Genomic DNA, 26,882 nt, shown 5'->3' with positions numbered 1-26,882 from the left:
AACCCCTTCGCCGCACCCACCGGTGCCGCATACCGATCCCTTTTACGGAGGTTTTTATGACCACCTCGTCACTCGGCCTGATTGCTGGGCTGCTGCTCGGTGTCGCCGCCGCAGCCGGCGGCTTCACCGGTTTTCTGATCGCCCTGGTCCTGGGCGTTGCCGGGTACCTCCTCGGCGGCCAGCGCGACGGCGAACTCGACCTGTCCGCTCTGCTGCGGGGGCGCGGCCGTGGATAGCCGCGGCGCCACCCTTACCGACCCCGAACCCGAGTCCGCACCTGCGAGCACCGCCCCCGCCGGCGCGGCGCCGCAGGCCACCGAACCAGGCCAGCGGGGCCGGCTGGTGGTGCGCGATAAAGTCGCTCAACGGGTAGCCGAACGCGCCGCCCTGGACAGTCCCGACATCGAAGCCCACGCCGGCGGACTCGACAAGCTCACCGGCCGGGACCTGCCGCGGGTACGGGTGGTCATCGCCGGAGACCGGGTCCGCGCCCACCTCGAGGTCGCCGCGGCCTGGCCGTGCGCCCTGCCCGAGGTCGCACGCCGGCTGCAAGACAACGTCGCCGACGCCCTCGAACAGTTCGCCGGTCTGCACGTCGACGCCGTCGATGTGGCCATCACCCGCGTCCTCTCGGTCGACGACACAGCACCGATTAGGCGGGTGCAATGAGTACCGACACCACCGACTCGCAGACCATGCCGGCTGCGGGGCGAGCGCCCGCGGCGCCGCCGGCCGCCGGATACATCGGGGCGCTGCTCGCGGTGCTGCTCATCGCCGCCGGATGCATAGCGATGCGCGATGCGTGCATCGCCGCCGGCTGGCTGGGCGGCCCGTTGTGGATCGACGCCGCCATCGACTGGATCGATGGGCTCGAGTTCACCGGCTGGATGATCGCCGCCGGTATCGCGCTGGTGCTCCTGGGCGCTTGGATGCTGTACAGCGCGGTGCGGCCGCGTCGCACCACAGCGCTACAACTCGATGCCCGGTCGGCGGTCTGGATCAGACCCGCCGATCTCGCCCGGGCCGCCTCGGCGACCGCCCACCGGGTTCCCGGCGTGCTCGAGGCAACCTCGCGGGCCACCCGCCGCACCCTGGTCATCACCGCCCACACCACCGATCCCGCCAACCCCGACATCGCCGCACAGACCCAACACGCCGTGCGCACCTCGGTCGCTCAGGTTCTGGCGAATGAACCGAACGTTGTTGTCCGCGTACGAAAGGCCGAACGGTGACCCGCACAGCAAGCACCCTGGACCGCATTGCCGCCGCCCTGATCGGGCTGCTGGTGATCGCGGTCGGCGCCGGCGCCCTGATCTGGAACACCACCCTGTCCTCCGGCTTCCCTGACCGCATCACCGCCGCGCCGCTGATGAGCGCCACCTCGCAACCGTGGTGGCCCTGGGCCGTGGCCGGCGCCGGAGTCCTGCTCGTGATCATCGGCGTGCGATGGCTGCTCACCCACACCCCGGCAGCCAAAACCAAACCCCTGCCGCTGCACGACGCGGACGATCGCGGCACCATCACCGTGGACCTCACAGCTGTGGTCGACGCCGCCGCCTACGCCCTCGCCCAGCGACCAGATGTCCGCTCCGCGAAAGGCAAAGCCGTCATCGACCGGGGCACCCGCACCCTGGACCTGACCGTGTCAGTCGCCGCAGAGGAGAACCTGTCCGAGCTGACCGACGCCATCGACGCGGTCTGCGCCGACCTCGCCCGCGCCACCGGCGACCCGACCCTAGCCACGCGCACCACCGTGCGCATCGACACCTCCGCCGGCGCCGCCCGCCGCGTCGCATGAAGAACACCCCGCCGCACACCCCACCCGCCCGCGACCCCGCGCAGACACAGGCGACCACAAACAACCCCGCCGATCTCGAACTACCGGTGCCCGTCCACCTCGCCCGCGCACGCCAGCGCCGCGAGAAACATGAACATGAACCAGACACCTACCCCACCGAGGACCCGGCGGCATAAACCCCGCCCGACCACGCAAGCCTCTCCGGGCCCCTCGCTCCGGGGCGTACCCCACAATGTGCTGTGCTGCAACCGCTTCCGGGTCAACCGCGACCCGCGCCCTGGGGGGATCACTAGTACACACGAGGCTAGCAGACATCCATACTTGGGCTACTCAGCTACGCCGATGAGCGACGAAAACGACAAGGACACCGTCATGACATCAGCCTCCACGAGTGAGGGTGTTGTGCCCACCGCCGGCGGCGACCACGGCACCGAGGCGGCGCACGTTGCGCTTGCTGACCTGGCCCGCGCCCTGCACGCCAAAACCCGGACCGGGCCGCTCGCAGTGCTCAACGACGCCGTCGCCGCGGCGCTGACGCTGATCCCCGGCGCCACCTCGGCCGCAGTCACCACAGTCAAGGGCCGCACCATCATCGAGACCCTGGCAGCCACCGACGAACACGCTACCCAGTTCGATCACCTGCAGCAGCGCAGCGGGCAAGGACCCTGCCTTGATGCCGCCGCCGGCCAGTACACCATCGAGGTCAGCGACCTGGGCACCGACGATCGGTGGCCCACCCTCGCCGCCGACGCCGCCGCGCACTCACCCATCAGAGCAATGGTGTCCTACCCGCTGTTCACCCACACCGAAAATTTGGGTGTGCTCACGGTGTATTGCACTGCCCCGCACGCCATCACCGACGACGCGCTATCGGTCGGGTACGCCCTCGCCGCCCACGCGGCACTGGCGTATGACGCCGCACGCAGATACGAACAGTTCCACCGCGCGCTCACCTCACGCGACTCCATCGGTCAAGCAAAAGGCATCACCATGGAACGCTTCAACATCGACGCCGAGGCCGCGTTTGCTCTGCTGGCCACCCTGTCCCAAGACACCAACGTCTCCGTTGCACAGATCGCCCAACAACTGGCCCAGAGCAAACCCGACTCCACCACCTGAACACCATGTAGGCACGGCCGGTACCTCATCACCGCTTCCACGTCGACTCCCGTGTACGTGACCGTGATCGCTGCGTCGCAACGTGTTTCAGGAGTGACCCCGCACTGTCTTGGTGTTGGTCAGAGGAGATGGGGCGGCAGACCTTGTCGGCACTGCCGCCGCGCGGCATACGTCGGTGGCGGGCGGCGCCTGGCTCACGGGCTAAACCAGACGCCTGAGGCCTGTAAGACACTGTTACGACTAAGACAGGCCCTACAGTGGGCATACCGCAGACATCGGGGCGGAAAACCTGATGCAGCAGCGGCCAGCGTCCCCGACGATCAAACCCGCGCCTTCCTCATCGCACAAGAACACACCAGCTGGTGGCCCACCGCCACCCCCGACCACCTCGACACCTACGAACGAGCCGTCCGCGACTTCACCGCCGGCAAATGCTGAAGCCCATATTAACCAGCGAGGTATCTCCAGCGTAACAAAGCCTTGCTGACGGAACGTGTCACGATGTCAGCTGTGGGTGCTATACCTAGGTGATACTCGACACGTCCACCAAACATCCTGGGAGATATGCAATCTCGCTAGTTTCCCAAATGGGTATTGTGGTGTTGGACCGTGATGATGTGCCAGCTTCTCCCCCGGCCTTGTCGACCCCGGCCGGACGGTTCAAATCCCGCCGACTGGCCTTCTTGGTGCCAACGACGAGTTGATCTATATTATCGGCGTAACCCATTGTGACTCAATCATTTTCGTCACCAGTGACGAAACACAACGCGAACGAGTGAGCCCATGCGGGCTGGGTTCGCGTGGGACGATCGCGAAAGTCGACTTCGCCCCTATGAAACTGCCCCTAATCAGACAAGGTTGATGGGCAGGGTTTGGTGTGCCAGAGCGCATCCTGCCAGTGATGCACGCTCTGTCCGACCTGGATCTCGTGCTGGCAATGAGGGCAGATTGCCGTACCTCGATCCCAGCCCTCGATGATTGGCGCGGGATAGTCGAAACAGCACCCTGCAGACGGCCGTCGAGAGCATCCGTCCGAAGGGGACGGCGTTCAATGTGGCGATTTGGGAGAAGCCGGCCACGTTCGACGTGAACTCGCTGGTACTGGGAGGAAAGAAGCTTGCGTCGACTCTAGGATTCGCGGGCGTGCATCCCAGTGTTCTATCGGCTCTCGATGACGGTCGCATCAAGCCAGCCGGCATGGTCACCGCGAGGATTTCGCTCGAGGATGTCGTTGAGGGCGGGTTCGAAGAGCTGATCCGCAACAAGGATGAGCACATCAAGATCATCGTAGGTGTTGCCGCGATCGGTGTGTTGGCTGCCGGCATGGTCTCCTGCAGCTCGCCGGCGAACGAGACGCCCGCATGGGTCGCTGATACCTATTGCAGCACAATGTGTTTCGTAACCAGTGACGAAATGAACCTTGCCGTCGGGCGCGATGGCACCGACGATCATGCAGTGGATGCTGGCCTACGGGTTGGTTCGGCGTCGTCGTCGAACGATCGTGACGGTCCACCACAGCGCTCCGAGAACCACGACACTCGCCAGGCCCATCAGGGGCACCGGCACCGCGGCCGTGGCCCGTGTCCACCACGTGATGTCTGTGGTCGGGGCTGAGGTCAGGCGGATGGGGTGGCCCCAGCACTTGTTCGAGTTGCCCTCGTATGTCGGACACCCAATGGGGGCTTGGTTTGTGGCACAGACCGGTTTCGAAGGCCCGACCGATTCCTTGTCCATCGGTCACGAACAGCAGGTATTCCTGCCCCACCTCGAAAGTCACGCCGCACGAAGCACTCTCACCAGCTCGGTGTCTGCTTCGGCCCATTCGGCTATGTAGCCGATGCTGTAGGTGCTGGTGTCGAGTCCGAGAAGGCCGGCCAGGACGTAGGCGACTGATTCGGCTTCGACTTCGCGGATGCCTCGGTGTAGCTGGTGGCGGTCGGTGCGGGTGAGTTCGGCGTGGAGCAGGGCGTGGGCTGCTTCGTGGATCATCGTTTTCGCGGTTTGGGCAGGTTCTAGGGCGGTTTCGATGACGATCTGGCGGGTGCCGTCGCAGGTAGTGTAGCCGTTGGTGTGGCCGTCGAGCTCGCGGTGGGTGATGGTCCAGCCTCGGGCGGCCATCACGTTGTGGATCTGGGTGTAGATGCCGCCGGGGTCGGCGCCAGTAAGGCGTTGGGATGGGTGCTGTTCGATGTCTGCCCAGAGCTTTGCTTTGGGGTTGGCTTCGCCGGCCCAAACTGACCACCCGTTGACGGCCTGTCACGATCGCCGGGTCTCGTGCGGAATGACCGCATCGGACCAGCTTGGCCTCGCAGAAGACCTGGTGTCCCGCAGCAGGCCCCATTGCACGGGCTATCGAGGCGGCAACGAACCGGCCACCTGCACGGGCGGAGTAATTGATTAGTATATTCAACTTCTATGAAGCGATTGTTAGTCGGTGTGTGCTGTACAGCATCGCTAGTGGCATGTGGCAGCGATACGCACGCGGCCGATCCGGCAGTTGTGGGTTCAGATGAGGTCCCGATGGCTGCCGTAGTGGATACGGGCATAGCTGGCGTTGTCATGCCGCCTGAGGCGATCGCTATCGGTGAGCCAACGGCGTCTACGGCGGCGTACGACCTGCCTGGCTGGCAGTTCGAGGACGCGACGAAGTGGATTGGAGATCGGCTTCCGCCAAAGCAGATCGAAGAGCTGCAGCTTCGCACTGCGCAGGCACAGCCCAATTCCAGCTTTGAGTGGTGCTGGCAGTCGCCCGACCGCCCGTTTGAGGTGTTGCTTGTCTCTGTCTTTCCGAGCGATCCCGTTAACGTGGTTGTCGCCGATACAGACGACAACCCGGCGGGGTGCTGACCTCTCAACTGATCGCTTACCCAGCCGTCTACGGCCGGGATTCGGTGAAGCCGCTCGCGGCGTCTGATTACGACCAGCCTTCATCAGGCCCTGAATGACCTGATCAGCGGCCGAAGTGGATGCGGGCCGACTAGCGGCGCTTCCCATTGGCACACGGTCGTGCGGAGTTCACACACCACCACAGGCACATGGGGTCGGGACGAAGATAGGCGTGCAGCGATGGAGCGTTGTTACGATCTTTCGTGTCGGCACAGCCGATTCATTAGTCTTCCAACTCGAAGTTCTGAGGCAGCAGTAGCTATGGCGAAGAAGCAGACCGTGCAGTTCATCGATGATCTCGACGGTGCGGTGCTCGAGGAGTTCGTCACCATTCGGTGGGCGCTCGACGGGAAGCACTACGAGTTCGACACCTCACCGGAGCACGCTGCGCAATTTCGCAAGGCCATCGATAAATACCTGACCGCCTCACGCCGGGTGAACAATACCGCTAAGACAAACGGGTGGCCTGCCGCTACATCGGCCACAGGCGCAGCCGCCATCAGCGCCTGGGCCACAGCAAACGGGTACGACGTCAACGTTCGCGGACGATTACCGGAATCGGTGATTGCGGCCTACAACCAACGCCGCTGACCCAGTGGCCGCCCGCCTAGCGATCGCCGAACTTTATCCAGTCTGATCTAATCGTGTGATGCCCACCTACGACCGCCCCATGGGAACGGCACCTGTCGCCGTCGGAGCGCGTGTCCGCGTGTCCTCCAGCGCCGGCGGCGGTTTCGGCTTTATCGCAGAAGATTTCGGTGAACTCCCCGACGGCACGGTCAAACTCGACCGCACCACGCTCATTCGACCTCGCCGCTACGCGGTGGCACTCGACAACGGTGCCCTCATCTTCCTCGACCGAGCCGACTTCACCACTGACACTGACGAATAACAACGCAGCAGCAGAAACCTAGGGGTAAAGCCGCGTAGCAGCACAGCCCGGCTGCGTCCGATTTGTTCGCCACCTGGTACACCTTGCCTCCTAGAGTTCAGGTCTGTTGCCGCTACACCACCGCGATGCGGCGTCAGCGTTTCGTGGACAACGGCCAGTCGGCGTCGTACTGCAAGATTGCGTACGCAGTGACCTCATCGACTCCGAATCGTCGGGCGAACGCGGTGATCATGCGAGCTGAGCCGCGGGCTCGTGCATGCGCCAACCGGTCGGCAGTGTCGACCCCCGAGACAGCGTTGTCGCTGTAATCGACCACGTGACAGATAATGAGGTCCGGCGACGCGGACCGTTGGACCGTCATCACCACCGGCTGGCGAGCGAGCCCATCGGCCTTGCTAAGCACGACACGGGTTGGGTATTTCGCGCTCAACACCGTAGTCACCTCAGGCCGTAATTCGACCTGGCCCGAGGCCGGGTGATGTACGTACCTATCGACGGCCTGCACGAACCGCTCACCCAACATCATGTCCGCAACCGGACACGCTGTAACCGCCGACTGCGCGAGGTCGACGACCACCCTGCCGACCGACGGCAACTCGCCGCCACCCGTTCTGGTGATGTCGTCAGCGACAGCCACGCACTCTCCTTCGTTAAGCACCCCTGGCTCCAAAATGGATGATCGGGCGACGTCGCTTCATAAACAGTATCGGTCATTCAGAGGCCGCACGCCCCGAGACATTCCTCAACAGCTGATCGCAGGGCACTCGTGGCGCCACCCACATCGATATCGCCACCACAGCGGGCGGATCGTCATCGCCCGACACCGCCTCGCCGCCGAAGGGTCGGGGGCGATGGTCCGCGACCACGGCCACGTCCACGCGCTCAATACCGAGGCGATGGCCACGGCCAATACCGGTGGCCCACCGCACCGCCGCAAACAACGCATCCCACCGGGTAAGAGTGCACTTGCAGCTGCAGATCTATTGCTGAACAACAACTCCCGTACGGCAGCCGCGGCCGAAGAGTCCGCCACCGTGATCGACATGAGCGCCTACGAGCGCGCCACACAGAACAGGACCACCCTTCGATGACCCGCACCAAAACGACTACCACCAACGCGGCCTCTGAGCCGGCGCCGCAGGCCGAGATCTCGGTCTATCAGCAACTGCGCCGCCACCTCGCCGTGCTCAAGCTCCACGCGGCCGCCGAGGCTCTGCCAGGGATGCTTGAGCGGGCCCACGGCGAGGGGTGGTCGATGACCAGCACCCTTGAACAACTCCTAGCCGTGGAAGTCGAGGAGAATCAGGCCCGGCGCCTGGCCGGCCGGTTGCGGTTCGCGAGCCTGCCCACCCCAGCCACGCTCGATGGGTTCGACTACGACGCTGCCCCCGGTGTGGATCGCCAGCTGATCGCCGAACTCGGGACCTGCGGCTACCTCGAATCAGCGACAAATGTGCTGCTCATGGGTCCGCCCGGACCAGCAAGACGCATCTGGCGGTCGGCTTGGCCCGGGCTGCGGTGCACGCCGGGTACCGCACGTACGTCACCACCGCGGCGGATCTAGCGGCCCGCTGCCACAAAGCTGCGATCGAGGGCCGGTGGGCCACCTGCATGCGATTTTATGCCGGACCGACACTTCTGGTGATCGACGAGCTGGGGTACCTGCCGTTGCCGGCTGAGGCTGCTTCCGCGTTGTTTCAGGTTGTGGCGCAACGGTATTTGAAGACATCAATCGTGATCACCACCAACCGCAGCGTCTCCGAATGGGGAGAAGTCCTCGGCGACACCACCGTCGCCGCGGCCATGCTCGATAGGCTCCTGCATCGCTCGGTGGTCCTCAAACTCGACGGCGATTCCTACCGCCTGCGTGACCACCACGCCCGATCAGAAAGCCACCGGACCGCTGCCGGAGCCATCCGCCGGCCGCTACAGTAGAACCGCCTCACGAGTGGGGAATTTCGGTGAGCACCACTGGGGATATTTCTTGAGCCTCGTCAACATCGAGCGCGACTACCGTGACCTCGCCCAACGCGATGATCTAGCCGTCGACACTCTCGGCGCACCCACGACACCCGCCGAAGCCATCGCGAGCATCACCGAAGCCCTCGCATCCCTTCGCGACACACTCCGCGCCGCCGAAGAGCACCAAGCCGCCGCCAAACGGCACGCAGCACGCCTCTACATCGACCGCTAGCCCCTTGAGACCCGATATAGCGGGGGCCGGGTTCAGAGTGCCCCGGCCCCTGCTTTCTTTGTCTCTAGCCGCGGGCCACGATCACTGAATTGAAGGGATCGCTGATCACACCTCGATAAGTCACAACGTGAGCACTTCGAGGGCCGAAGAGACCGGGAGCCAATGCTCCAATCGGGACCTGCGGACGATCTGAACTACACACCCGGGCACAGATGCTTCCGGGCGGCCGCGATCGGGAGTGTTTCTTAATCGGTGTTTCGGCCCGACACGCTGGGTGAAAGCTCGGCGAGAAGGGTGCCGTGATGACGACACTGGATGATGTGACGAAGAAGAAATCGACACCACCGTCGGCCGAGGAGGCGGCGGCAGCGGAGCTCGTGCGCTTGGCGAAAGAGCAGGGCCTGTCGCTGACAGGCCCGGACGGGCTGCTCAAGCAGTTCACCAAAACAGTCCTGGAAACGGCGTTGAACGAAGAGATGACTGAGCATCTCGGGCACGACAAAAACCAAGCCAACCCGGATCGGGCATCAACGAATATCCGCAACGGCACTCGACCGAAAACAGTGCTGACCGAGTCCACCGGGCAGGTCCCGATCGAAGTCCCCCGAGACCGCGAAGGGACGTTCGAACCGCAGATCGTCAAGAAGCGGCAGCGTCGGCTCAACGGCGTTGATGAGATCGTTTTATCGTTGTACGCCAAAGGGTTAACGACTGGGGAGATCAGCGCGCACTTCGCTGAAATCTACGGTGCATCGGTCTCGAAGGAGACGATTTCTCGGATCACCGACAAGGTGATCGAGGAGATGCAGGATTGGTCTGCACGTCCGCTCGATGAGGTGTACGCCGCGATCTTCATCGATGCCATCGTGGTCAAGATCCGCGACGGCCAGGTCGCGAACAGGCCGATCTACGCGGCCATCGGGGTGAGCCTGGACGGGCGCCGCGACGTGCTTGGTTTGTGGGCCGGCACGGGCGGCGAGGGCGCCAAGTTCTGGATGAGCGTGCTCACTGACATCCGTAACCGTGGCACCAAAGACGTTTTCTTTCTCGTCTGCGACGGTCTCAAGGGCCTGCCGGAGGTTGTCGAGCATGTGTGGCCGGCCACCACGGTCCAGACCTGTGTGGTGCACCTGATCCGCAACACCTTTCGGCTCTCGGCACGTCAGCACTGGGACGCACTCAAGCGGGAACTGAAGCCGATCTACACCGCGCCGAGTGAGGCAGCGGCGCGGGCTGCTTTCGACGACCTTGCCGAGAACTGGGGCAAGCGGTATCCGGCGATCATCCGGCTATGGGACAACGCGTGGGAGGAGTTCATCCCGTTCCTTGACTATGACACGGAGATACGTCGAGTCATATGCTCTACCAATGCTATTGAGTCGCTGAATGCGCGCTACCGGAGGGCGGTCAAAGCTCGCGGCCATTTCCCGAGCGAGCAAGCCGCGCTCAAGTGTTTGTACCTGGTGACCCGTTCGCTGGACCCGACCGGCAAAGGTCAGGCACGATGGATCACACGGTGGAAGCCCGCACTCAACGCCTTCGCGATCACCTTCGCGGACCGTTGGCCTGGATCAGAAACCTACTGATGAAAAACGGCCGAAACACCGTTAACGAGATAGTCCCCCGCGATCTGCCGTTGATGTCGTTCTAGCACCGACTCCGGCACCTTTCCGTACTTGCTACTGTACTTTTCCCCCAGATCCCTGGCCACATCTTGTTCCGAGTGCCCGACACGCAGTAGATCGCATGCGGCGTAACCCTGCTCAACGTATGGCTTCTCTGGGAGCCATACAACCATCCTCCTCGACTCGAAAAGGAGGCGGCGGGAAACCTGGGGCGGTTCAGTTCACACTGTGAGTCTTGGGGTAGCTGGTCGGGGGCGGTTGCGGTGGTGGCGATTGTTGGGCGGCGTGAGGCGTAGCCTGATGATGGCCTCCATTCACTTGACGCGGCGTCGTCCCAGTGTGAGTGTGAGGAAGTCAGAGGTTCACCAAGCACAACCATTGGAGACTCGCATGAAGGCTGTCGTCTATCAGGGGCCCAGAGATGTCGCGGTCACAGATGTTCCGGACGCGAAGATCGAACGTCCCACCGATGTGCTAGTCAAGATGACAACGACCAATATCTGCGGCTCGGACCTGCACATGTATGAGGGCCGGACCTCCTTCGAGCAGGGCCGCACGTTCGGCCACGAGAACATGGGGGAGGTGGTGGAGGTCGGTCAGGGCGTGGAGAAGGTCAAGGTGGGCGACCGGGTCGTGCTGCCCTTCAACATCTCGTGCGGGTTCTGCAAGAACTGCGAGCGCGGTCTCACGAATTACTGCCTGACCACGCAGCCTGACCCGTCGGCCGCCGGTGCGGCATACGGATTTGCAGACATGGGCTCGTACGGCGGAGGCCAAGCGGAGCTGCTCCGGGTCCCCTTCGGCGACCACAACGCGCTGCGCCTGGGTGAGGATGCGCAGGAGAAGGAGAACGACTACGTCATGCTCTCCGACATCTTCCCCACCGGTTACCACGCCACCGAGATGGCCGGCGTGATCCCGGGCGACAGCGTCGTGATCGCCGGGGCCGGACCGGTGGGCCTGATGGCTGCCCTGTCCGCGACGATCAAGGGGGCCGCGAAGGTCATGGTGGTCGACCGCCACCCCGACCGGCTCGCGCTGGCCGAGCAGATCGGAGCAATCGCCATCGACGACTCCAAGACCGACCCGGTGCAGGCGGTGCTGGACGAGACGATGGGGCTCGGAGCCGACCGTGGCTGCGAGTGCGTGGGCTATCAGGCCCATGATCCTCAGGGCAACGAAGACACGGCTGCCACCTTGAACATGCTCATCAACGCGGTGCGCTTCACCGGCGGGATCGGCACCGTCGGCGTGTTCGTCCCCCAGGATCCAGGCGCCAAGGACGACTTGGCCAAGCAGGGCAAGGCGGCCATCGACTTCGGCACCCACTGGTTCAAGGGGCAGACCATGGGCAACGGTCAGTGCCCGGTCAAGAAGTACAACCGCCGGCTCCGGGACCTCATCGCGGCTGACAAGGCGAAGCCGTCCTGGATCGTCTCCCACGAGATCTCGCTGGAAGAGGCCGCCGACGCCTACAGGAACTTCGACGCCAGGTCCGAGGGCTGGACCAAGGTCGTCATCAAGCCAGGTATGTCCAGCGGAAAGAAGGCGAACTGACGTGGCAGCAGATCTGCACGGCAGGAGAGTCGCGATCCTCGCCGCGGACGGGGTCGAACGCGTCGAGCTCGAGCAACCCCGCGAGGCACTGGACCGGGCCGGCGCCCGGACAGAGGTCCTCTCGGTCGGCGAAGGCGAGATCCAGGCCCGCGATAACGATCTGGATCCGGCGGGGACGTTCAGCGTCGACGGGCTGGTGGCCGAGGCCTCGGTGGCCGATTACGACGCCTTGGTGCTTCCGGGCGGGACGGTGAACCCCGACAAGCTCCGGGTCGAACAAGACGCTGTCGCGTTCGTCCGCGACTTCGTCGAGAGCGGTAAGCCAGTGGCGGCGATCTGTCACGGGCCTTGGACGTTGATCGAGGCCGGTGTGGTCACTGGTCGCACCCTGACGTCCTTCCCGAGCATCCGCACGGACCTGCGCAACGCCGGCGCCGACGTCGTCGACCAGGACGTGGTGGTCGACAAGAATCTCATCACCAGCCGCTCGCCCGACGATCTGTCGGCGTTCTGCGACGCGATCGTGTCCCAAATCGCGGGCACTTCGGTACAGGAAGAGGTGTCGTCATGAGTGTGACAAAGGGACTGCTGGTCAGGTTCGACGCGTTGCCCGGGAAGGAGGACGAGGTGAGGGACTTCCTTGACAGCGGCCGTGGGCTTGTCGAGGGATAGCAGGCCACCACCGCGTGGTTCGCGATCCGCCTCGGGCCGACCTCGTTCGGTATCTTCGACGTCTTTCCGGACGACGCCGGACGTGATGCCCACCTGTCCGGAACCGTGGCGGTAGCGCTCGGCGAAAACACCGGCATGACGTCGAACTTAAGCGAGACAGCCCTAGCCCATCGGTCGACGCGATTGGCATTTGGCACACAACCAGGAGGTACTCATGACCGTCAGGCTCGAATCCGTATCGCTCGAGGACGCTCAGCGCGTGATCGCCGCCGCTCAGGCTAAGGCGGAAGAGATCGGGTCGCCGAGCAACATTGCGGTGGTCGACGCGGGTGCTAACTTAGTTTCCCACATTCGCATGGACAACGCGTGGGTGGGCAGCGTCGACATCTCGATCAACAAGGCCTTTACGGCGCGCGCCTTCGACATCGCCACCAAGGACCTGGCCGAAAATGCTCAGCCCGGCGAGCAGTTCTACGGCATCCAGGGCTCGAACCATGGCAGGGTCATGGTCTTCGCTGGCGGCATCCCACTGCGCCGCGACGGCCTGGTCGTCGGCGCGGTAGGAGTGAGCGGGGGTAGCGGCGAGCAGGATCAGACGGTCGCCGAGGCAGCTGTAGCGGCGTTCTAATCCATCCCAGAGAACGCAAAACCGAGCAAAGGATAGATTCAAGATGGCAACAACAAAGGTCAGCAAAGCGCTTCTGGTGCGCCTCGAAGCACTGCCCGGCAGGGAGGACGAAGTCCGCGACTTCTTGAACCAGGGGCTGTCAATCGTAGAGGGTGAGCCCAAGACCGTCCGGTGGTTCGCGATACAATTCGGACCCTCGTCGTTCGGGATCTTTGACGCATTTCCCGACGACGACGGGCGCCAGGCGCACCTGTCGGGTGAGGTCGCGAAAGCGCTCGGTGAGAAAACGGGTGAGCTCTTCGAGGAGCCCGTGATCGAGCAGCTCGATGTCGTCGCGGAGAAGCAGCCCGCATAGAGCAAGCGGCCGCCCGCGGCGGCCACAGGACTTGGCGCTCGCCATGCGTGCGCAGACGCCAGGCTAGAAGCCTACCGCCTCGCTGTAGCAGCACCATGACCCTGAGTTCCCGTATTCGTCTTCGGGGCTGCGGCTTCCGTGACTCTTGCCCCGGGTCGTCACCCGTCTAAATGCAGGTAGCACATGACATGAGTTGTGAACACAGTGGTCCTGGCTGGCTTGGGCGTTTGCAGGGTCGTCCTCGTCCGCCGCATTCTCCAGTCGTCGGGGGAACCTCTGGCGTCCGTGATCCGGATGGTCAGCGATGCTCTCATGCGCTACGGCATCGAGACCGACCACCGCGCCGTGGTCGCCCGCTGCGACCAGCCCGCCCCCTACCGCGACCTGATCACAGGCGAAACCGGCGGCCTCAGCAGCGACTACCGCGACAGTTTCGCCGCAGCGAACCGAGTCCTGGACGGGCAACCCATCCAGCAGACCCGTGACGATCTGCGAGCAAGCCTCGACACCACCGACGAGATCGACACCGAAGGCATCGAGCTGCAACCCGAACTTGCCGCCAAGGCCATCGTCTCGGCAATGGTGCACTGGCCCACCGACGTCCCCCGCGAGCTCTCCGCCCAGGTCGCCGCGATGACGGTCGCCACGTCGTATACCGAGACGCCCTGTTGCGCACCGCCGCCTACGACACTCGCGCCGCCGCCGCCGTGTTCACCGAACTTGCCCGCCCCCTGCGCGGTGCCAACCGCGCAAACGTGCTCCCCCTCGCAGCAGCCTGCCACTACCTCGGCGGAAACGGCGTAATGGTCGGAGTGACTCTCGACCACATCGCCGAGGACACCGAACTGCCACGCCTCGCCCAGCTACTCGACCAGGCAATCCGCGCCGGCATCCGTCCCGAGCAGCTTGCCGACCTCATCCCCACCGCAGAGGCGGTCAATGAACTGTTCGGCGGCCACTTCCCCACCTATCGAACGTGATCCGACTTTCGACCCGGATCAGTCAAACGGTTAGCCTCTCAATTTTCCGCCTGTCCACCGGATGAGAGATTTAGCGGTGATTCAAGCCTGGCCGGGGACCGCCAGATACTCTGCGTGCAACAACTTTTCGTCACTCGTGACGAAACTACAAGAGATGGCTCTGAACACCTCCGCCGACTGCACCCCGCACCAGTTTCAACTATCTGCCAGCACTTGCCGATTGGGACAGGTACTGCTCGATTTCTTTGCGCATCGTCACGACGATCGCGGTGGGCATTCCGATCTGGGAGCTGATGTGTTCGTCGTCGAGGCCGTCGACGAATGCTCCGATGAGTACCGGCCGCAGTTGCGGGGACATCTGCTCGAGGTAGCTGGTCAGTGTGGGCCAGTCTGGTAGCTCGGCCGCTCGCTCTGCAGGGCCAGCGAGGATCGATTCTGCGACAGCTCCGATGCGCCCTGAGTAGGGCAGCCCTTGATAGCGAAATACTCTGGGCTTGGCGAGCATTTCGACGACTACCTGGATAGACACAGCCTCGGCACGCTCCCAGTCCCCATGTAGGCGGTGCCCGACGGTGAATCGGACAGCGTCATGAGTGTCGCGGACGCGATCGAGCCAGTGTTGGAACTCTTTTTGTGTGAAATCGCACCCTTGATGTGGCACCGGAACTTCCTTCTATCGATCGCGCAGTCGTACAGACGAGTGTTGTTCCCCTGTACGACCTGAGAAACATGGTTGATACAACCGGGATGGAGGGCAATCCCCTCGATCAAGGTGTCCACCATTTAGGGAGGTACCCCGCCGTTGCAAGCAAGTCCGGGCCGGGACGAACTCCACAAGCCTGGTGGGGGCGCCTATCGCTCGACTAGACCTCCCCCACCAGGGATAATGCGTGAGCTGGTCAGCTGACCAACGCCGACTCCGGGGTGCTGATGTTGGCGCGTCGTGCGATTCGTGTGAGTGCGAGTGTGAACACGATTCCCAGGACCGTCCAGAGGACCACTTGGTTGATGACGGAGTAGAACCGGAAATCAGCCAGGGTGGCGGCGGGGAATCCATCAAAGAGAATTTCGTTGCCGTCAGTGAGTGCTGTGGGTACGTCGTTGTAGGACGGGAGCACTACGATAGAGATTGCTACCGCGACCACATAGAACGCGCCGGCGCTGATGGCGGCCAGGAGCCCACCGAGTTTGCCCACCAGCCACAATCCGAGTACCGCTGCAGCGATCGCGAACCCGACCGAGAGCAGGGTGATCGTCAGATACGCCCCGGTGCGCTCCCCGATCGTCTCGTCGTTTCCCACACCGGGCGGGTTCGCTGGATAGGCAGCAAAGGGCACGAGGTACACCGCGACAAATCCGGCCGCTGCCAGCAATGCAGCCACCAGCCGCGGGTCGGCTCCTCGGTGGCGGCGACCGACGTAGCCCCACACGACGGTGAACGCGACGGCGAACAAGGCGCCCATGACCAGCCCGAAGACAATCGAACCGACCCCCGCACCGATGTTCTCCTGGACCGACCGGCTGAACACCTCATGTTCGTGGGCGTGCTCACCGGTAATAGCCGACTCGGCGTGCGAGCGCGCCTCCTCATAATCGATCCCCTTCGTCACCAAGGGTTCGAGGACAATGCGGGCGAACACATATGCGGCGATCCCGGCCAGCAGGCCTGCGAGCAGGCCGCTGCGGATGAACTTGTATTCCATGATGCTGGGTCCTGTTCAGTGGCAGGGGAAGCCGAGGAAGTGACGGGAATCGTGGACGAACTCGTGCACGTGAGTGTCGCTCCCGAACACCGATACCGCCCCCTGGTCATAGCCCAGGAAGTAGTAGGCCAATAGCGCCAGGACAGTGGTCATGGTCAGCATCAGTGCCACGTTGATGGCCGACACTGTCGGGGTGTCCAGGGTCAGCCCCTTGGTCAAGGTCTGTGGCAATGCGCCATGTTCAGCAGCCGTGCTCATCGTGATATCTCCTAGGTTGGTGTCTTCACCAAGGATCTGGGTCGATCGTTGGTGGTGAAGCGGATGCAACGGCGGACCGAGTTGCCATCGCCGTCGGGCGTTGGCAACTCTGGTCGGCCGCAAGGCCGGGTCAGGGTGTGGGAACCACTGTCTTGACAACCTCGGTCATGACTTCGGTGGTGTAGTCGACCGCTGTCGCGGGCAGGTCAGCGTCGGCGTTGCCGAACTCTTCGATAGTGAGGTGGGTGTTCCACCCTGGCGATCCGGGCAACGCTTGTCCCATGATCCCTTCGAACTGGTCGGAGGGCTCTGAGAGAACAATGCCCAGTTCCAGCAGCCAGGACGACAGTTCGATGCGTTCGGCTGTCGGTACGGCGTCGTAGAGTTTCTTTGCCTCGGCGAACGCGGTGAGGTCGGCTTTGGCAACACCCGGGATGATGATGTTGGTGTACAGCGTCAGCTCGTCGAAGAACTCGTGGTCGGAGGTCCGCAAGAATCCGTCTTCGCCGGGAAGAAGGTATCGGCTCAGGGTTTCCTCGAGTGTGCGCTGGAGCGTGGGATTCCACTTGGTCCGTGCCGAATAGGTATGCGCTTCCAGGTATTCGGTTTTGAATCCCTCCCGCAGGCCCATCCACTTGGGCATATAGCCGATCCAATCGCTGATCGCGGCCCTCCACTTGCTCATCGGCTCGCCCGGCAACACCTCCACGCCAGGGTGCATCAACTTGGCGACGTTGAAGATGGTGAAGTTTCGGGGACCGAAGCTGATGCGTTCGTGCGGCGCCCCGGTAAAGCCCCCCGCGCGAAGGACACGGAAGATCTCCCTGCCGTAGTCATGGACCACATACCGGGCGAATGAGTCATCGACGAACTTGTTCGTGACATGCAGAGCCTGCTGGTGGCGAACCTCGGGCAAGACACCCTTTTTGATCGTCGTGTACCGGAACAACCGCTCCCACGACTGCTCCTGGGGCAGGGCCAGGAATCCACCGTTGAAGGGGTTCTTGTACATATCACCCCAGATCGCGGTGATCTTGTCGTTCTTGCGTTCGTCGAGCATGCAATCGATTTCATTGAGCGTGGTGTACACCGATGCACCGCGTTGGTATTGCGGATCGCCTGAGCACGGCAGGAAACCCGCGCCGATCACCGGGACCCGGCGGCCCAAGGCGCCGTTGGTCAAGTGCCGGGCCAGGTCCACGACCATGCCGCTGCCGGTGCCACCGCCGATGCCGAACGCGACCAAGACCATCGACGGCAGGCCCGTCTTGTCGATGCTGTCCGCGAAATCGCGGATCTCGGTGTACAGCGGGCGGTCCCCGTCGTAGTACGCCCGGCCGTAGATGGCCTTGGCCAGTGAACGCGGAATGTGCTCATCGGCAGAGGGAACTTCGAGCTGGGCGACGTAGTTCTTCTCACCTGTGGGCAGGTTCGCGGTGGACGGCAGCCACGAGAAGGTGTCGGGCGCGGGCTCGTTCCAGTCAAAGCGCGGGAACTCGCGGCCCAGGAACTGAGGGAACCGGTTGACGGTCTCAGCTAGCTCGTCGGCGGAGGGAACATCGAGGCTGACCGTGCGTATTTGCGCACGTTCGGAGGGAATGCCTCGTTCCTCCAGGCGTGAATGGAAGGAGTCTGCGTACTGCCGCAGCTGGCGCATGTCGCCTTCACCGATGTCCACTGCCAAGGCGGTGAATCGAGCACGGGGATCTTCGAGTAGGTCTTCGATCTCGCCGGTGCGCAAGAACGCGTCGATGAGTTGCGCTCCTGCCTTTCCGATGCCGACGATGTTGATGCAGTGTGGGGATTGTTTACCGGTGGCGCTGTGGTACATAGAAAATGCCATGGTGTGGTCTCGCTTTCTCTCTAGTCCAGGTAGCCGAGGTCTTTGAGGACAGTGGCGGTCACCGTCGGACGCTCGTCGGCAATGGTGGTGCGGTATTGGTCGATGAACTCGTTGGCGACGCGGGTCATGGTGCCTGCGTTGACCATGTCGATCGCCCGCTCCAGGTTCGAGCGGGTGAGGGAGGCTTTCCACAGTCGATGTGTGACATGGATGTGCTCGTCGTCGACGCCGCTGACCGAGATCTTCGCCCCTCCCGGCAACGAGTCGACTTCGGCTCCGTCCCCGTATTTGGCGACGATCATGTCCCAGTCGAGCTTGTCGCCGTCCAGTCTGGCCATCTGTCAGCCGGCCACGAGATCGAGTTCGCCGCGAATCGCCGCGTGCGGGACAACGACCCAGCACGCGCATCCGAGCAGGCATTCACCGCCGACACCTTCGAACCGTGTCGAGGGCTCACAGAGCAGCACACCCAGATCCAACAGCCAGGAGTGGCGCATGAGCTTCTCTTCCCATTCCAGGCTGTCGTAGGCCACGCGGCTCGGGACGAAGGACTTCAGGTCCAGCTTGCTCAGTCGCGGGATGTACAGACTCACCGCCTCGGGTCCGGAGGTGGCGAATCCGAGTCCGGTCGGACCGACAAGAGTCGAGACGACAGCGGTGACACCCTGCGCGGCATCCGATGCCGCAGAATCGTCGGCTTGCGCCCCGAAGAGACGGACCTCCGCGAACTCGGGCACCGCCGTGTCGGTCAGCTCCTGGGTGCTGAGCAGGGTGCCCGCGGAGGCGCCGACGCTGAGCAGGCTGATCCACTTGTCGGTCTGGTCACCGCGGGTCGCCGGGTGCCAGGCGTTGGCCGGGACGTTGAGCCAGTTGAGCGCTTTGATGGACTCATACAGATGCACGCCGCCGTCGCGGAGCACAAAATCGCTCAGACCTTGATCGATCCGGGCGTGAGTTTGCTCGACGCTGCCGGTCTCCTCGTACACCGCGTTTTGTGGCACGGCGAAAAAGCCTGCTGTGAAGGGGTTCTTGTACAGGTCGCCCCACACCGTCATGACGCCCTTGTTCTTGTCGGCGTCGACCATGCAGTCGAGTTCGTTGATGGTGATGAAGGTACGCCCGTCGCTGAGTTCGACCGGATCGCCGTCGGACGGCAGGACCCCGATGCCCAACACCAGAGCCCGTCGACCGAGGCGGATGTTGGACAGGTGACGAGCCAGCTCCACGACGATGCCGCTGCCGGTGCCGCCGGCGAGCGAGAACACCACGCACACGATCGGGGTGTCTTTGCTGTCGAGGACCTTGTCCGCGAACCCATCAAGAGCTACCGAAACGTCCCCGCCGGTGTAATAGTCGACGCCGTACAACGCTTTGGACACCGCTCGCGGGAAGTGTGAACCGGCGGCGGGGATGTCGAGGTCGTTCGGCAACCAGGGCTCGTAGTTGGGGTTCCAGTAATAGCGGGGGTACTCGGTCTTGAGGAACTCGCGATACCGGCGCAACCCGTTGAACAAGGTGGCGTTGTCCAGGGCGGGAATGTTCACGATCTGTCCGCTGACGCGGTCCGGGGCAGCGGCCAGCGCCTCGGTGACCGAGGTCAGTTCGGCGTCTCCGATGTCGATGGCCAGGGCATCGAAGGCGACATCCGTGCCGGCCGCTACACCGCCACCCGAATGTGATGCGATCATGCTCTCGATCACGTTGGCGCCGGTCTTCCCGATTCCCAACACGTGCAGGGAGAACGGGCCCTCGTGGTCGCCGATGCGGTGAACTCCCTGACCCACCAGCGCTTCAATCCGGGACAGGTCGGTGGTCAGTCCCAAAGACTCACTGTCGCAGGCATCGTGGGAATGGCCGTGGTCGTGGCCGTGGTCGTGTCCAGAGGTAGACATTATTTTCCTTCCATTGGTGAAACCAAAAATCCTTCGGCGGCCTGCTCCGGCCCCACCGTCGTCGGGGAGCAAGAGTGTGATGGACGGCATGCGATCATCTGGCCGCTGTCGACCACCACATGTAGAGCGGCGGGGTCGCGTCGTGTCGCGGCAATCGCGTCCACAGCATCGGCGATCGCCGGCAGTAGATGGCGACGTATCGATCTGCGCAATGCGCGTGCGCCATACCGCGGATCGAAGCCCTGCTCGACGAGGTAACCGACGAGGCTGTCGTCGAAGTCGATGTGCACGTACCGTCTAGCGAGCACCTGGGTGATGCGGCCAAGCTCGAGGTCAACGATCTGACGCGCGGCTCCGCGGTCGATCGCCGCAAACCTGACGACCTCGTCAATCCGATTGAAAAACTCCGGGTCGAAGAAGCTCTCGATCGCCTTCCCGATGGCATCGTCGGGCGAACGAAAGCTCCACCACGGTCGGCGCGCCACCGATCGGCGGCTTCCCAGGTTGGTGGTCAAGATGACGTGACAGTTCCGGAATCCGATGGTCCCGGCCCCCGAACTGAGCCGCAGCACACCGTTGTCGAGCACATGGAGCAAGGCCCTGATCACGACCGGATGCGCTTTCTCGACCTCATCGAAGAGCACTAACCCCGGCGTGTACGGATCGCCCTCAATCCTGCTCTTGTCGAAAAGAGTCGTCGACTCCTTGCTTCCGGAATATCCCGGGGGCGCACCGGAAAACGACGCAGCATAGTGCTCCTGAGCCAACGCGCTCATGTCGATCCGGCAGTAGTCTTCGGGTCCTGCTCGTAGTGCGCCCGCCAGCGCCCGCACCATCGAGGTCTTGCCCACACCGGTGGGGCCGGCGAACAACAGCACCGACAAGGGCCGGTCGTGGTGGCCCAGGCCAGCGCGTGCGATGCGCACCGCTCGGCTCACCGCATCGACCGCACCGTGTTGCCCGATCACCGTTGCTGCCAGATGGGCAGCAAGGGGGTCCTCGGGCTGGTGAATCTCGGTTCCTGGTGTGGTGGACACGGCAGTCTCAGACTTCCTGAACCTTCTCCACCGGCAGGTCGCCCACCGGGCAATCGGCGACGCCGATGGTGTCCCGGGTGAACGCCTCGACGTTCTCCTGCGCCTTCTGCGCATCAGTCACCCAGGTCTTGTAAAAGTCGAAGGGACAGTCAGCGATCCCTTTGTCGCCGTCGCCGGCGGCGTGAACGCCGGTGTATCCGCGGTGCAGCAGTTTGAACAGATGGTTCTGCGACTGATCGTTCTTACGAGCGTCGCGGATCTCGTTAATTGACAGCTGGGCGTACTGGATTCCGTACTCTTCAGCACCGGTCTCTCCGAGAGTCCGGCCATCGAAACCGATGACCGCCGAGTGCCCAAAATAGGTGTAGACCCCGTCGAAGCCGGCAGCGTTGGCGACCGCCACGTAGACGTTGTTGGCCCAGGCCATCGCCTTGGCCATCATCACGGTCTGGTCGGCGGCGGGGTACATGTACCCCTGCCCCCGAACGATGAGTTCTGCTCCCTTCATGGCGCAGTCACGCCAGATCTCGGGATAGTTGCCGTCATCGCAGACGATCAGCGAGACCTTCATCCCCTTCGGCCCATCGCACACGTAGGTGCCCGACCCCGGGTACCACGGTTCGATAGGAGTCCATGGCAGCACCTTTCGGTACTTTTGTACGATCTCACCCTGATCATTCATGAGAATGAGAGTGTTGTAGGGCGGCTTATGGGGATGATCTTCGTGCTGCTCACCGGTCAGCGAAAAGACACCCCAGGTCTTGGCATCGCGGCAAGCCTGGGCGAAGACCTGGGTCTCGGGGCCCGGAATCGAGGCCGCGGTGTCGTACATCTCGTCTGTGTCGTACATGATTCCCTGAGTGGAGTACTCCGGGAACACAATGAGATCCATGCCGGGGATGCCCTGTTTGATGCCGCGAACCATCTCGGCGATCTTCTCGGCGTTCGCCAACACCTCGGCCCTGGTGTGCAGCCGAGGCATCTTGTAGTTGACTACCGCCACACCCACAGTGTCTGGGCTCGACGAAATATCTCCATGGCGCATACCTGAGCTCACTTTCGACCAGGCGCATCACCCGAAACCCGCAGGCTCCGAACAACACACACTCCGACGCGGCGATACGACTATCGACCACCCAACTACTTCCAGGTGAAGTAGTACCAGATGGAATCATTTCATAGGCTGGATTGCCGAAAGGTACGAACGAGGTAAATACTGTGTTTCGCGTCAGGCGCACAGAGGTCGACAGCAGCTACCGCACTGCGGAATGCCAAGGTTGCCTGCCACTCATGCGCAGGAATCGGGGCCGCGAATTGCTACCTGATGGAGGCGGGCACCGTTGACGCGAGTAACTCGGCCAGAGCCCTCACCGCCCGGGTGTCTGCCTGCGGGAGCTGCGTGAGAACGCGGGCTTCAGCCGAGTGCAGACGGGCAGCGAGCTCAGCGCCAGGTTTGGTCAACAGTGCCACGACCTTGCGCCGATCGAAGGGATCGATCTGGCGAATAACGACCCCCGAGGACACCAACCGGTCCAGATTTCTCGTCAACGACGCCGCCGGCAGGGCAGCGATCTGCGCCAGCTCGGTCATAGGCAGAACCTCATGCTCGCGCAACGCACCCACGATGCGCCACTGCTCGGGCGAGACACCCTCAACGTCGCTGGTGGACCGCAGCGCCCCAAAAAGCGCGCGCTCACACTGTGCAAGCACCAGCAACAAACTAGGATCAGAGGTGATCTTGACCGCCGAACTCACGCCTGCCCTCCCCCGATACTGGTCCGAACCAACAACTGCCGAGGCTGATCGCACATGAACCACCCTCCTGTTGAACGTACCCGAGGATCGGCACATTCGAGACCCAACCACCCAGGCCAGTCGTATCGCATCGGCTACATCTACCCCCAATCAGGACCGGCCGGCATCTACGGCCCCTCCTGCCACTCCTGCGGCCAACTCGCCGTCGACAGACTCAACGCAACCGACGGAATACGCTCACGACCAGTCGAACTGGTACCCATCGACGGAGGCCTCACCCCGCCCCAGGTCGCCCACCACGTCGACACCCTCATCACACAAGGCGCCATCGACGCCATCACCGGGTGGCACATCTCCACCGTACGAGCCGAGGTAGCACGCACCACCGCAAGCCGCATCCCCTACGTCTACGCCGCGCTCCACGAAGGAGGGACACTAAGCCCACACGTGGTCTACGCCGGCGAAAGTCCCGCCATGCAAATCGGACCCGCCCTCCACTGGCTACACACAGAAATGGGACTTCAACGCTGGGCCATCGTCGGAAACGACTACATCTGGCCCCACAACACCGCCCAGTACGTCCGCCACTACACCCGAACCAACAACCTCACCATCACCGGCGAAAAGTACGTACCCCTCGGAACAGACAACTACGACACCGTCGTCCACGACCTCACCACCAACCCACCCGACGGAGTCATCATGCTCCTCGTCGGCCAAGACTCAGTGTCCTTCAGCCGAGCATTCACCAACGCCGGACTCACCAGCGACATAGCCAGATTCAGCCCCATCATCGAAGAAAACGTCCTCCTGGCCACCGACTCAAACAGCAACCACAACCTCTACGCCAGCGCCGGCTACTTCGACACCCTCCTCACCAGCCAAGCCCTCGACTTCGCCACCACCTACCAAAACACCTACGGCGACCGCTCCCCCGACTCAACAGCATCGGCGAATCCTGCTACGAAGCAATCATGCTCCTCGCCGCCCTACAAACCCCACCCAACAACCCCCCACACGACCGAGTATTCGAATCCCCCCGCGGACGAACCACCCTCACCGGCAACCAAATAAACCAAGACATCTACATCGCACAAGCCGACGGACTCGAATTCGACGTACTCGACAGAATCAACCACCCCAACTTAACGTAATATAGATTATCGGCGCGCTAAATATATTGCATGCCAACAGTTTTCGCGGACTGGCGACGTAATCGCACTGAGCACTCACTTTGCTGTCGAGATCCCTGGGTCAGCCCGGGGATCTGCATAGGCGCTCGTCCCATATCCCAACGTGGCTCTGTTTCGCTTCGTTTTCGTCGCTGCCGTAGTTCAGTTCCTGTTCGTGTTAGTCGCCGCGATGAATCGTTTCGGCATACCCCGCTCGCAACTGTTCCGCCCCCGCCTGCGTGCCCGTGGCCAGGAGCCGCACGTGTGCAAACCGCCTGCCTTTGTCGTCCGTCCGCGCTTGACTTGGGTCGAAGAAGAGGCGAACTCCGCCGCCTGCCTCCTTGTCCCGAAGATGCGCAGTCGACAGTCTCCCGAGACACTGCTCGACCGCATCGACCGCGTCGACGCGGGGCGCCTTTATACCGATGATCGCAACCTCAACGTCATCACCGTCGACAGTCACACGCAACGCATCCCCTGAAAGCACTTTCGAGACCGTCAGCGCGTCTGGGTCTATGCGAGCCCACTCACCCGACGCCGCCGGTGATTGCGGCTGCTGCCGCAGTTCCCCCTGACTCGACGATGCGCACCCGCTTACCAGAAAGCCAACTGCCAGAAACACTAAAATGCGCTTTACGCCCACGTCTTCCCTACAATCCAGGAATCCCAACCACAAATGTGCAATAGCTAAAACCGCCCACACCTCAACGTTGGAGTCAACCTTAGCAGCGTTAACCCGGCAACCGTCCGTCCTTTGTTGTCCGTACGCGATCGACTTTGGGTCAAAGAGAATGTGCGGGGTGGCAAATTCCGAGATTCCTCGGCCGCGGTCGTGTTTGTCCGATATTGGCAGCGCAAACCTCGCCCCTAAAGCGGGTGACCCCATTTCTGGGGACACCCCCTTTCACATACATCTAGACACACCGATTCGCAGATAACGTTAAGGTAACAATCACCTTGCAACGGGGGCCTATTACCCACCAGTTTGATCAGCTAAGAGCTCCGACATCATCTGATATTGAGGGGTTCAAGTGATGGATATACAAATTCAGACGACCACGGAAGTCGTCGTATCACTTCACGCACGCACAAGGCACTTGTCGTCGCAAGAGCTGACATTTGGGGGATTTTGATGAGCGTTCGTCTCAAGAAATACGTCAGCCGATCGATAGCAGCCACGGTGACCGCACTCGTCGCGTCAGCCGCATTGACAGCACCCGCCTCTGGCGATCCGCGCTGCCAAAACAACGATCCTTTTTATGGGTACTGCGTCGGCGGCAAAATCCTCGAGGAGTTCAACCAGGCAGGAGGCCTCGGATTCTTCGGGAACGCGACGAACACCGAGCTACCAGCCCTCAACGGTGGACGGTGGCAGCCCTTTGCAAAGGGCAGCTCTATCTACTGGCACCGTGATGTGTCAGGTGGCCACGCGAACCAGATTGGGGGACTGATCCGCGATAAGTGGGGTGAGCTTGGCTACGAAGGCGGATCGCTCGGATACCCGACCACTCGTGAGCGCCCGACACGAGTGCCCGGACGGTTCAATCACTTCCAAGGCGGGTCGGTGTACTGGTCCACTGCCACCGGCGCCCATTCCGTATGGGGCGAGATCCGAGACTCCTGGGCGATCTCAGACTGGGAAGCCGGCCCATTGGGATTCCCTACGTCCGACGAATACGACTACAACGGAGGCAAACGGCAGGACTTTCAAGGCGGCCACATCAGCTGGAACGCAATGGACGTCGAGGACGGACTCACCGACGACACAACAGGCGTGACCCAAAGTCTCAGTTTCGAGCCAAGCGACGTGGATGCACGCACGGCCCCTCCACCCGCCGAAACAACAACCCCCGGCCAGAGCGACACGTCTCAACCAACCCCGCAAACGCCGGCATCTGCTGAGTCTTCCGAACCCCAGGAGCCGACGTCGGGCGTCATGCAGCCACGGTCACCTGCAGCAACAACAACGACGCTCAACCCGCCGACATCTGACACCACAGTTGCTCCATCATCGCCACAGCCGCCGGCAGAATCCCTCGAACCAGGAGCGCCCGATGCTCAGCGTGCAACCAGAACCGTGGCATGCAATCTGACAGCGCACGACCCTCATGACTCCAGCCACCGCAGAGGCACCGCGAATGCAGAGATGACCATCACCTGCGCTCCTAAAGAGAACAGCATCGGATTTACCTACACCGTTTCTTTCCAGCTTTTCCGAGATGGGACCCGCGTGGTCTCACCAAGCCCTCAAACAAAAACGGTCCAAGGAAACACCTCTGGCACCACCAAGTTCAATGTGGGAACAAAATGCGTCCCTGGGCAATACCAAGCATTTGTTGCCTACACCATTCGCACCACTCCCGGATGGAAGCCGAGCACAGCGACCGGACTGCTGACGTCAAACAAAAGGGAGGTCAAATGCGACAAAATGCCGTGACGGCCGCCCGCAGCATCACGTAGAGTCAAGGCCGTGCAATCAGCGCCCCGCAGCAACCTGGTGACCCAATCTGGTGCTG

Annotated in this window: 31 protein-coding genes and 3 pseudogenes; 22 read left to right on the top strand and 12 right to left on the bottom strand. The window is 62.7% G+C overall.

The genetic code is table 11. The features are described 5' to 3' along the window. Positions 1-56 precede the first annotated feature (56 nt). The 6 genes from MVA47_RS09640 (at position 57) to MVA47_RS09610 (ending at position 2,917) form a co-directional block, all read left to right on the top strand. A complete protein-coding gene (locus tag MVA47_RS09640) occupies positions 57-236 on the top strand; it encodes a hypothetical protein (RefSeq protein WP_247207647.1) in 180 nt (59 codons plus the stop codon). Further along, positions 229-669 (top strand): Asp23/Gls24 family envelope stress response protein, encoded by a 441-nt coding sequence (locus tag MVA47_RS09630; RefSeq protein WP_308280522.1) that lies wholly within the window; start codon positions 229-231, stop codon positions 667-669. Before MVA47_RS09640 ends, MVA47_RS09630 begins: the two co-directional genes overlap by 8 nt. Continuing rightward, a complete protein-coding gene (locus MVA47_RS09625; protein ID WP_247207646.1) occupies positions 666-1,232 on the top strand; it encodes a DUF6286 domain-containing protein in 567 nt (188 codons plus the stop codon). Before MVA47_RS09630 ends, MVA47_RS09625 begins: the two co-directional genes overlap by 4 nt. Next, positions 1,229-1,798 carry an alkaline shock response membrane anchor protein AmaP gene (gene amaP / locus MVA47_RS09620; RefSeq protein ID WP_247207645.1) on the top strand — a complete coding sequence of 190 codons (570 nt, stop codon included), beginning with the start codon at positions 1,229-1,231 and terminating at the stop codon, positions 1,796-1,798. Before MVA47_RS09625 ends, amaP begins: the two co-directional genes overlap by 4 nt. Then, complete coding sequence (locus tag MVA47_RS09615) at positions 1,795-1,974, top strand: hypothetical protein (RefSeq protein ID WP_247207644.1); 180 nt, start codon at positions 1,795-1,797, stop codon at positions 1,972-1,974. Before amaP ends, MVA47_RS09615 begins: the two co-directional genes overlap by 4 nt. Before the next feature lie 196 nt (positions 1,975-2,170). Continuing rightward, complete coding sequence (locus MVA47_RS09610) at positions 2,171-2,917, top strand: GAF and ANTAR domain-containing protein (protein WP_247207643.1); 747 nt, start codon at positions 2,171-2,173, stop codon at positions 2,915-2,917. 1,158 nt (positions 2,918-4,075) lie between these two features. Here MVA47_RS09610 and MVA47_RS09605 read toward each other — a convergent pair. Together MVA47_RS09605 and MVA47_RS09600 are read right to left on the bottom strand one after the other, a co-directional pair. After that, complete coding sequence (locus MVA47_RS09605) at positions 4,076-4,369, bottom strand: hypothetical protein (protein WP_247207642.1); 294 nt, start codon at positions 4,367-4,369, stop codon at positions 4,076-4,078. 321 nt (positions 4,370-4,690) lie between these two features. Next, positions 4,691-5,035, bottom strand: a complete 345-nt coding sequence (locus MVA47_RS09600; protein ID WP_247210695.1) for an ImmA/IrrE family metallo-endopeptidase — start codon at positions 5,033-5,035, stop codon at positions 4,691-4,693. A 402-nt stretch (positions 5,036-5,437) separates the two neighbouring features. Between MVA47_RS09600 and MVA47_RS09595 the strand changes: the two genes are divergently transcribed. The 3 genes from MVA47_RS09595 (at position 5,438) to MVA47_RS09585 (ending at position 6,695) form a co-directional block, all read left to right on the top strand. Further along, positions 5,438-5,764, top strand: coding sequence for a hypothetical protein (locus MVA47_RS09595; protein WP_247207641.1), 327 nt, complete (start codon positions 5,438-5,440; stop codon positions 5,762-5,764). A gap of 300 nt (positions 5,765-6,064) precedes the next feature. After that, the gene (locus MVA47_RS09590) at positions 6,065-6,394 is read left to right on the top strand and encodes an Lsr2 family protein (RefSeq protein WP_247207640.1); all 330 of its coding nucleotides are present in this window, start codon (positions 6,065-6,067) and stop codon (positions 6,392-6,394) included. Between the two features lie 58 nt (positions 6,395-6,452). Then, entirely contained in the window at positions 6,453-6,695 is a 243-nt protein-coding gene (locus MVA47_RS09585; protein WP_247207639.1) for a hypothetical protein, read from the top strand. Positions 6,696-6,828: 133 nt separating this feature from the next. Here MVA47_RS09585 and MVA47_RS09580 read toward each other — a convergent pair whose 3' ends face one another. Beyond that, a complete protein-coding gene (locus MVA47_RS09580) occupies positions 6,829-7,332 on the bottom strand; it encodes a hypothetical protein (protein ID WP_247207638.1) in 504 nt (167 codons plus the stop codon). Between the two features lie 214 nt (positions 7,333-7,546). Between MVA47_RS09580 and MVA47_RS09575 the strand changes: the two genes are divergently transcribed. The 10 genes and pseudogenes from MVA47_RS09575 (at position 7,547) to MVA47_RS27240 (ending at position 14,706) form a co-directional block, all read left to right on the top strand. Further along, complete coding sequence (locus tag MVA47_RS09575; protein ID WP_374474151.1) at positions 7,547-7,786, top strand: hypothetical protein; 240 nt, start codon at positions 7,547-7,549, stop codon at positions 7,784-7,786. Continuing rightward, positions 7,783-8,630 (top strand): annotated as a pseudogene (gene istB / locus MVA47_RS09570) (IS21-like element helper ATPase IstB). Before MVA47_RS09575 ends, istB begins: the two are co-directional and overlap by 4 nt. Before the next feature lie 13 nt (positions 8,631-8,643). Further along, positions 8,644-8,889 carry a hypothetical protein gene (locus MVA47_RS09565; RefSeq protein ID WP_247207637.1) on the top strand — a complete coding sequence of 82 codons (246 nt, stop codon included), beginning with the start codon at positions 8,644-8,646 and terminating at the stop codon, positions 8,887-8,889. Positions 8,890-9,191: 302 nt separating this feature from the next. After that, entirely contained in the window at positions 9,192-10,475 is a 1,284-nt protein-coding gene (locus MVA47_RS09560) for an IS256 family transposase (RefSeq protein WP_247207636.1), read from the top strand. 429 nt (positions 10,476-10,904) lie between these two features. Beyond that, positions 10,905-12,071, top strand: coding sequence for a glutathione-independent formaldehyde dehydrogenase (locus MVA47_RS09555; protein ID WP_247207635.1), 1,167 nt, complete (start codon positions 10,905-10,907; stop codon positions 12,069-12,071). Position 12,072: 1 nt separating this feature from the next. Further along, the gene (locus MVA47_RS09550; protein WP_247207634.1) at positions 12,073-12,642 is read left to right on the top strand and encodes a type 1 glutamine amidotransferase domain-containing protein; all 570 of its coding nucleotides are present in this window, start codon (positions 12,073-12,075) and stop codon (positions 12,640-12,642) included. Then, positions 12,639-12,878 (top strand): annotated as a pseudogene (locus MVA47_RS09545) (putative quinol monooxygenase); the annotation flags it as partial. The gene MVA47_RS09550 and the pseudogene MVA47_RS09545, both read left to right, overlap by 4 nt. A gap of 79 nt (positions 12,879-12,957) precedes the next feature. Further along, the gene (locus MVA47_RS09540) at positions 12,958-13,371 is read left to right on the top strand and encodes a heme-binding protein (RefSeq protein WP_247207633.1); all 414 of its coding nucleotides are present in this window, start codon (positions 12,958-12,960) and stop codon (positions 13,369-13,371) included. Between the two features lie 43 nt (positions 13,372-13,414). Continuing rightward, on the top strand, positions 13,415-13,726 hold the full coding sequence (locus tag MVA47_RS09535; protein WP_064864493.1) for a putative quinol monooxygenase: 312 nt from the start codon (positions 13,415-13,417) through the stop codon (positions 13,724-13,726). 294 nt (positions 13,727-14,020) lie between these two features. Continuing rightward, a pseudogene (locus MVA47_RS27240) lies at positions 14,021-14,706 on the top strand (DUF4192 family protein). 199 nt (positions 14,707-14,905) lie between these two features. On the opposite strand, the gene MVA47_RS09525 reads toward MVA47_RS27240, so the two are convergent. From MVA47_RS09525 to MVA47_RS09485, 9 genes are all read right to left on the bottom strand, one after another. Next, positions 14,906-15,235, bottom strand: a complete 330-nt coding sequence (locus MVA47_RS09525; RefSeq protein ID WP_247207632.1) for a hypothetical protein — start codon at positions 15,233-15,235, stop codon at positions 14,906-14,908. A 370-nt stretch (positions 15,236-15,605) separates the two neighbouring features. Further along, positions 15,606-16,409 carry a CbtA family protein gene (locus MVA47_RS09520; protein ID WP_247207631.1) on the bottom strand — a complete coding sequence of 268 codons (804 nt, stop codon included), beginning with the start codon at positions 16,407-16,409 and terminating at the stop codon, positions 15,606-15,608. A gap of 15 nt (positions 16,410-16,424) precedes the next feature. After that, positions 16,425-16,673, bottom strand: a complete 249-nt coding sequence (locus MVA47_RS09515) for a CbtB-domain containing protein (RefSeq protein WP_374474367.1) — start codon at positions 16,671-16,673, stop codon at positions 16,425-16,427. A gap of 124 nt (positions 16,674-16,797) precedes the next feature. Next, a complete protein-coding gene (locus MVA47_RS09510; RefSeq protein WP_247207629.1) occupies positions 16,798-18,510 on the bottom strand; it encodes a hypothetical protein in 1,713 nt (570 codons plus the stop codon). A 20-nt stretch (positions 18,511-18,530) separates the two neighbouring features. Further along, a complete protein-coding gene (locus MVA47_RS09505) occupies positions 18,531-18,848 on the bottom strand; it encodes a hypothetical protein (RefSeq protein WP_247207628.1) in 318 nt (105 codons plus the stop codon). A gap of 3 nt (positions 18,849-18,851) precedes the next feature. Further along, the gene (locus tag MVA47_RS09500; protein WP_247207627.1) at positions 18,852-20,402 is read right to left on the bottom strand and encodes a tubulin-like doman-containing protein; all 1,551 of its coding nucleotides are present in this window, start codon (positions 20,400-20,402) and stop codon (positions 18,852-18,854) included. Next, positions 20,402-21,439: an AAA family ATPase gene (locus MVA47_RS09495; RefSeq protein ID WP_247207626.1), complete on the bottom strand. Its 1,038-nt coding sequence runs from the start codon at positions 21,437-21,439 to the stop codon at positions 20,402-20,404. The genes MVA47_RS09500 and MVA47_RS09495 overlap by 1 nt, the downstream gene beginning before the upstream one ends. A gap of 7 nt (positions 21,440-21,446) precedes the next feature. After that, positions 21,447-22,484 (bottom strand): aliphatic amidase, encoded by a 1,038-nt coding sequence (locus MVA47_RS09490; protein ID WP_247207625.1) that lies wholly within the window; start codon positions 22,482-22,484, stop codon positions 21,447-21,449. A 272-nt stretch (positions 22,485-22,756) separates the two neighbouring features. Then, on the bottom strand, positions 22,757-23,194 hold the full coding sequence (locus MVA47_RS09485; protein ID WP_247207624.1) for a MarR family winged helix-turn-helix transcriptional regulator: 438 nt from the start codon (positions 23,192-23,194) through the stop codon (positions 22,757-22,759). A gap of 54 nt (positions 23,195-23,248) precedes the next feature. Between MVA47_RS09485 and MVA47_RS09480 the strand changes: the two genes are divergently transcribed. From MVA47_RS09480 to MVA47_RS09470, 3 genes are all read left to right on the top strand, one after another. Further along, positions 23,249-24,268 (top strand): substrate-binding domain-containing protein, encoded by a 1,020-nt coding sequence (locus MVA47_RS09480; RefSeq protein WP_247207623.1) that lies wholly within the window; start codon positions 23,249-23,251, stop codon positions 24,266-24,268. A 222-nt stretch (positions 24,269-24,490) separates the two neighbouring features. Further along, positions 24,491-24,847 (top strand): hypothetical protein, encoded by a 357-nt coding sequence (locus MVA47_RS09475; protein WP_247207622.1) that lies wholly within the window; start codon positions 24,491-24,493, stop codon positions 24,845-24,847. A gap of 651 nt (positions 24,848-25,498) precedes the next feature. Next, positions 25,499-26,803: a hypothetical protein gene (locus MVA47_RS09470; RefSeq protein WP_247207621.1), complete on the top strand. Its 1,305-nt coding sequence runs from the start codon at positions 25,499-25,501 to the stop codon at positions 26,801-26,803. The last annotated feature ends 79 nt before the right edge of the window (positions 26,804-26,882 follow it).

The sequence above is a fragment of the Williamsia sp. DF01-3 genome (genome assembly GCF_023051145.1).
Classification (GTDB): domain Bacteria; phylum Actinomycetota; class Actinomycetes; order Mycobacteriales; family Mycobacteriaceae; genus Williamsia.
Note: the sequence above shows the minus strand (reverse complement) of the source record. Positions and strands in the feature narration are given on the sequence as shown.

Excerpts from the sequence above, each read along its gene's own strand:
- MVA47_RS09505 (WP_247207628.1), bottom strand. The coding sequence starts at position 18,848 with ATGGCCAGACTGGACGGCGACAAGCTCGACTGGGACATGATCGTCGCC.
- MVA47_RS09615 (WP_247207644.1), top strand. The coding sequence starts at position 1,795 with ATGAAGAACACCCCGCCGCACACCCCACCCGCCCGCGACCCCGCGCAG.
- MVA47_RS09600 (WP_247210695.1), bottom strand. The coding sequence starts at position 5,035 with ATGGCCGCCCGAGGCTGGACCATCACCCACCGCGAGCTCGACGGCCAC.
- MVA47_RS09490 (WP_247207625.1), bottom strand. The coding sequence starts at position 22,484 with ATGCGCCATGGAGATATTTCGTCGAGCCCAGACACTGTGGGTGTGGCG.
- MVA47_RS09625 (WP_247207646.1), top strand. The coding sequence starts at position 666 with ATGAGTACCGACACCACCGACTCGCAGACCATGCCGGCTGCGGGGCGA.
- MVA47_RS09575 (WP_374474151.1), top strand. The coding sequence starts at position 7,547 with ATGGTCCGCGACCACGGCCACGTCCACGCGCTCAATACCGAGGCGATG.
- MVA47_RS09590 (WP_247207640.1), top strand. The coding sequence starts at position 6,065 with ATGGCGAAGAAGCAGACCGTGCAGTTCATCGATGATCTCGACGGTGCG.
- MVA47_RS09585 (WP_247207639.1), top strand. The coding sequence starts at position 6,453 with ATGCCCACCTACGACCGCCCCATGGGAACGGCACCTGTCGCCGTCGGA.
- MVA47_RS09605 (WP_247207642.1), bottom strand. The coding sequence starts at position 4,369 with ATGATCGTCGGTGCCATCGCGCCCGACGGCAAGGTTCATTTCGTCACT.
- MVA47_RS09480 (WP_247207623.1), top strand. The coding sequence starts at position 23,249 with ATGAACCACCCTCCTGTTGAACGTACCCGAGGATCGGCACATTCGAGA.
- MVA47_RS09520 (WP_247207631.1), bottom strand. The coding sequence starts at position 16,409 with ATGGAATACAAGTTCATCCGCAGCGGCCTGCTCGCAGGCCTGCTGGCC.
- MVA47_RS09470 (WP_247207621.1), top strand. The coding sequence starts at position 25,499 with ATGAGCGTTCGTCTCAAGAAATACGTCAGCCGATCGATAGCAGCCACG.
- MVA47_RS09640 (WP_247207647.1), top strand. The coding sequence starts at position 57 with ATGACCACCTCGTCACTCGGCCTGATTGCTGGGCTGCTGCTCGGTGTC.
- MVA47_RS09610 (WP_247207643.1), top strand. The coding sequence starts at position 2,171 with ATGACATCAGCCTCCACGAGTGAGGGTGTTGTGCCCACCGCCGGCGGC.
- MVA47_RS09500 (WP_247207627.1), bottom strand. The coding sequence starts at position 20,402 with ATGTCTACCTCTGGACACGACCACGGCCACGACCACGGCCATTCCCAC.
- MVA47_RS09555 (WP_247207635.1), top strand. The coding sequence starts at position 10,905 with ATGAAGGCTGTCGTCTATCAGGGGCCCAGAGATGTCGCGGTCACAGAT.
- MVA47_RS09540 (WP_247207633.1), top strand. The coding sequence starts at position 12,958 with ATGACCGTCAGGCTCGAATCCGTATCGCTCGAGGACGCTCAGCGCGTG.
- MVA47_RS09595 (WP_247207641.1), top strand. The coding sequence starts at position 5,438 with ATGGCTGCCGTAGTGGATACGGGCATAGCTGGCGTTGTCATGCCGCCT.
- MVA47_RS09510 (WP_247207629.1), bottom strand. The coding sequence starts at position 18,510 with ATGGCATTTTCTATGTACCACAGCGCCACCGGTAAACAATCCCCACAC.
- MVA47_RS09535 (WP_064864493.1), top strand. The coding sequence starts at position 13,415 with ATGGCAACAACAAAGGTCAGCAAAGCGCTTCTGGTGCGCCTCGAAGCA.
- MVA47_RS09560 (WP_247207636.1), top strand. The coding sequence starts at position 9,192 with ATGACGACACTGGATGATGTGACGAAGAAGAAATCGACACCACCGTCG.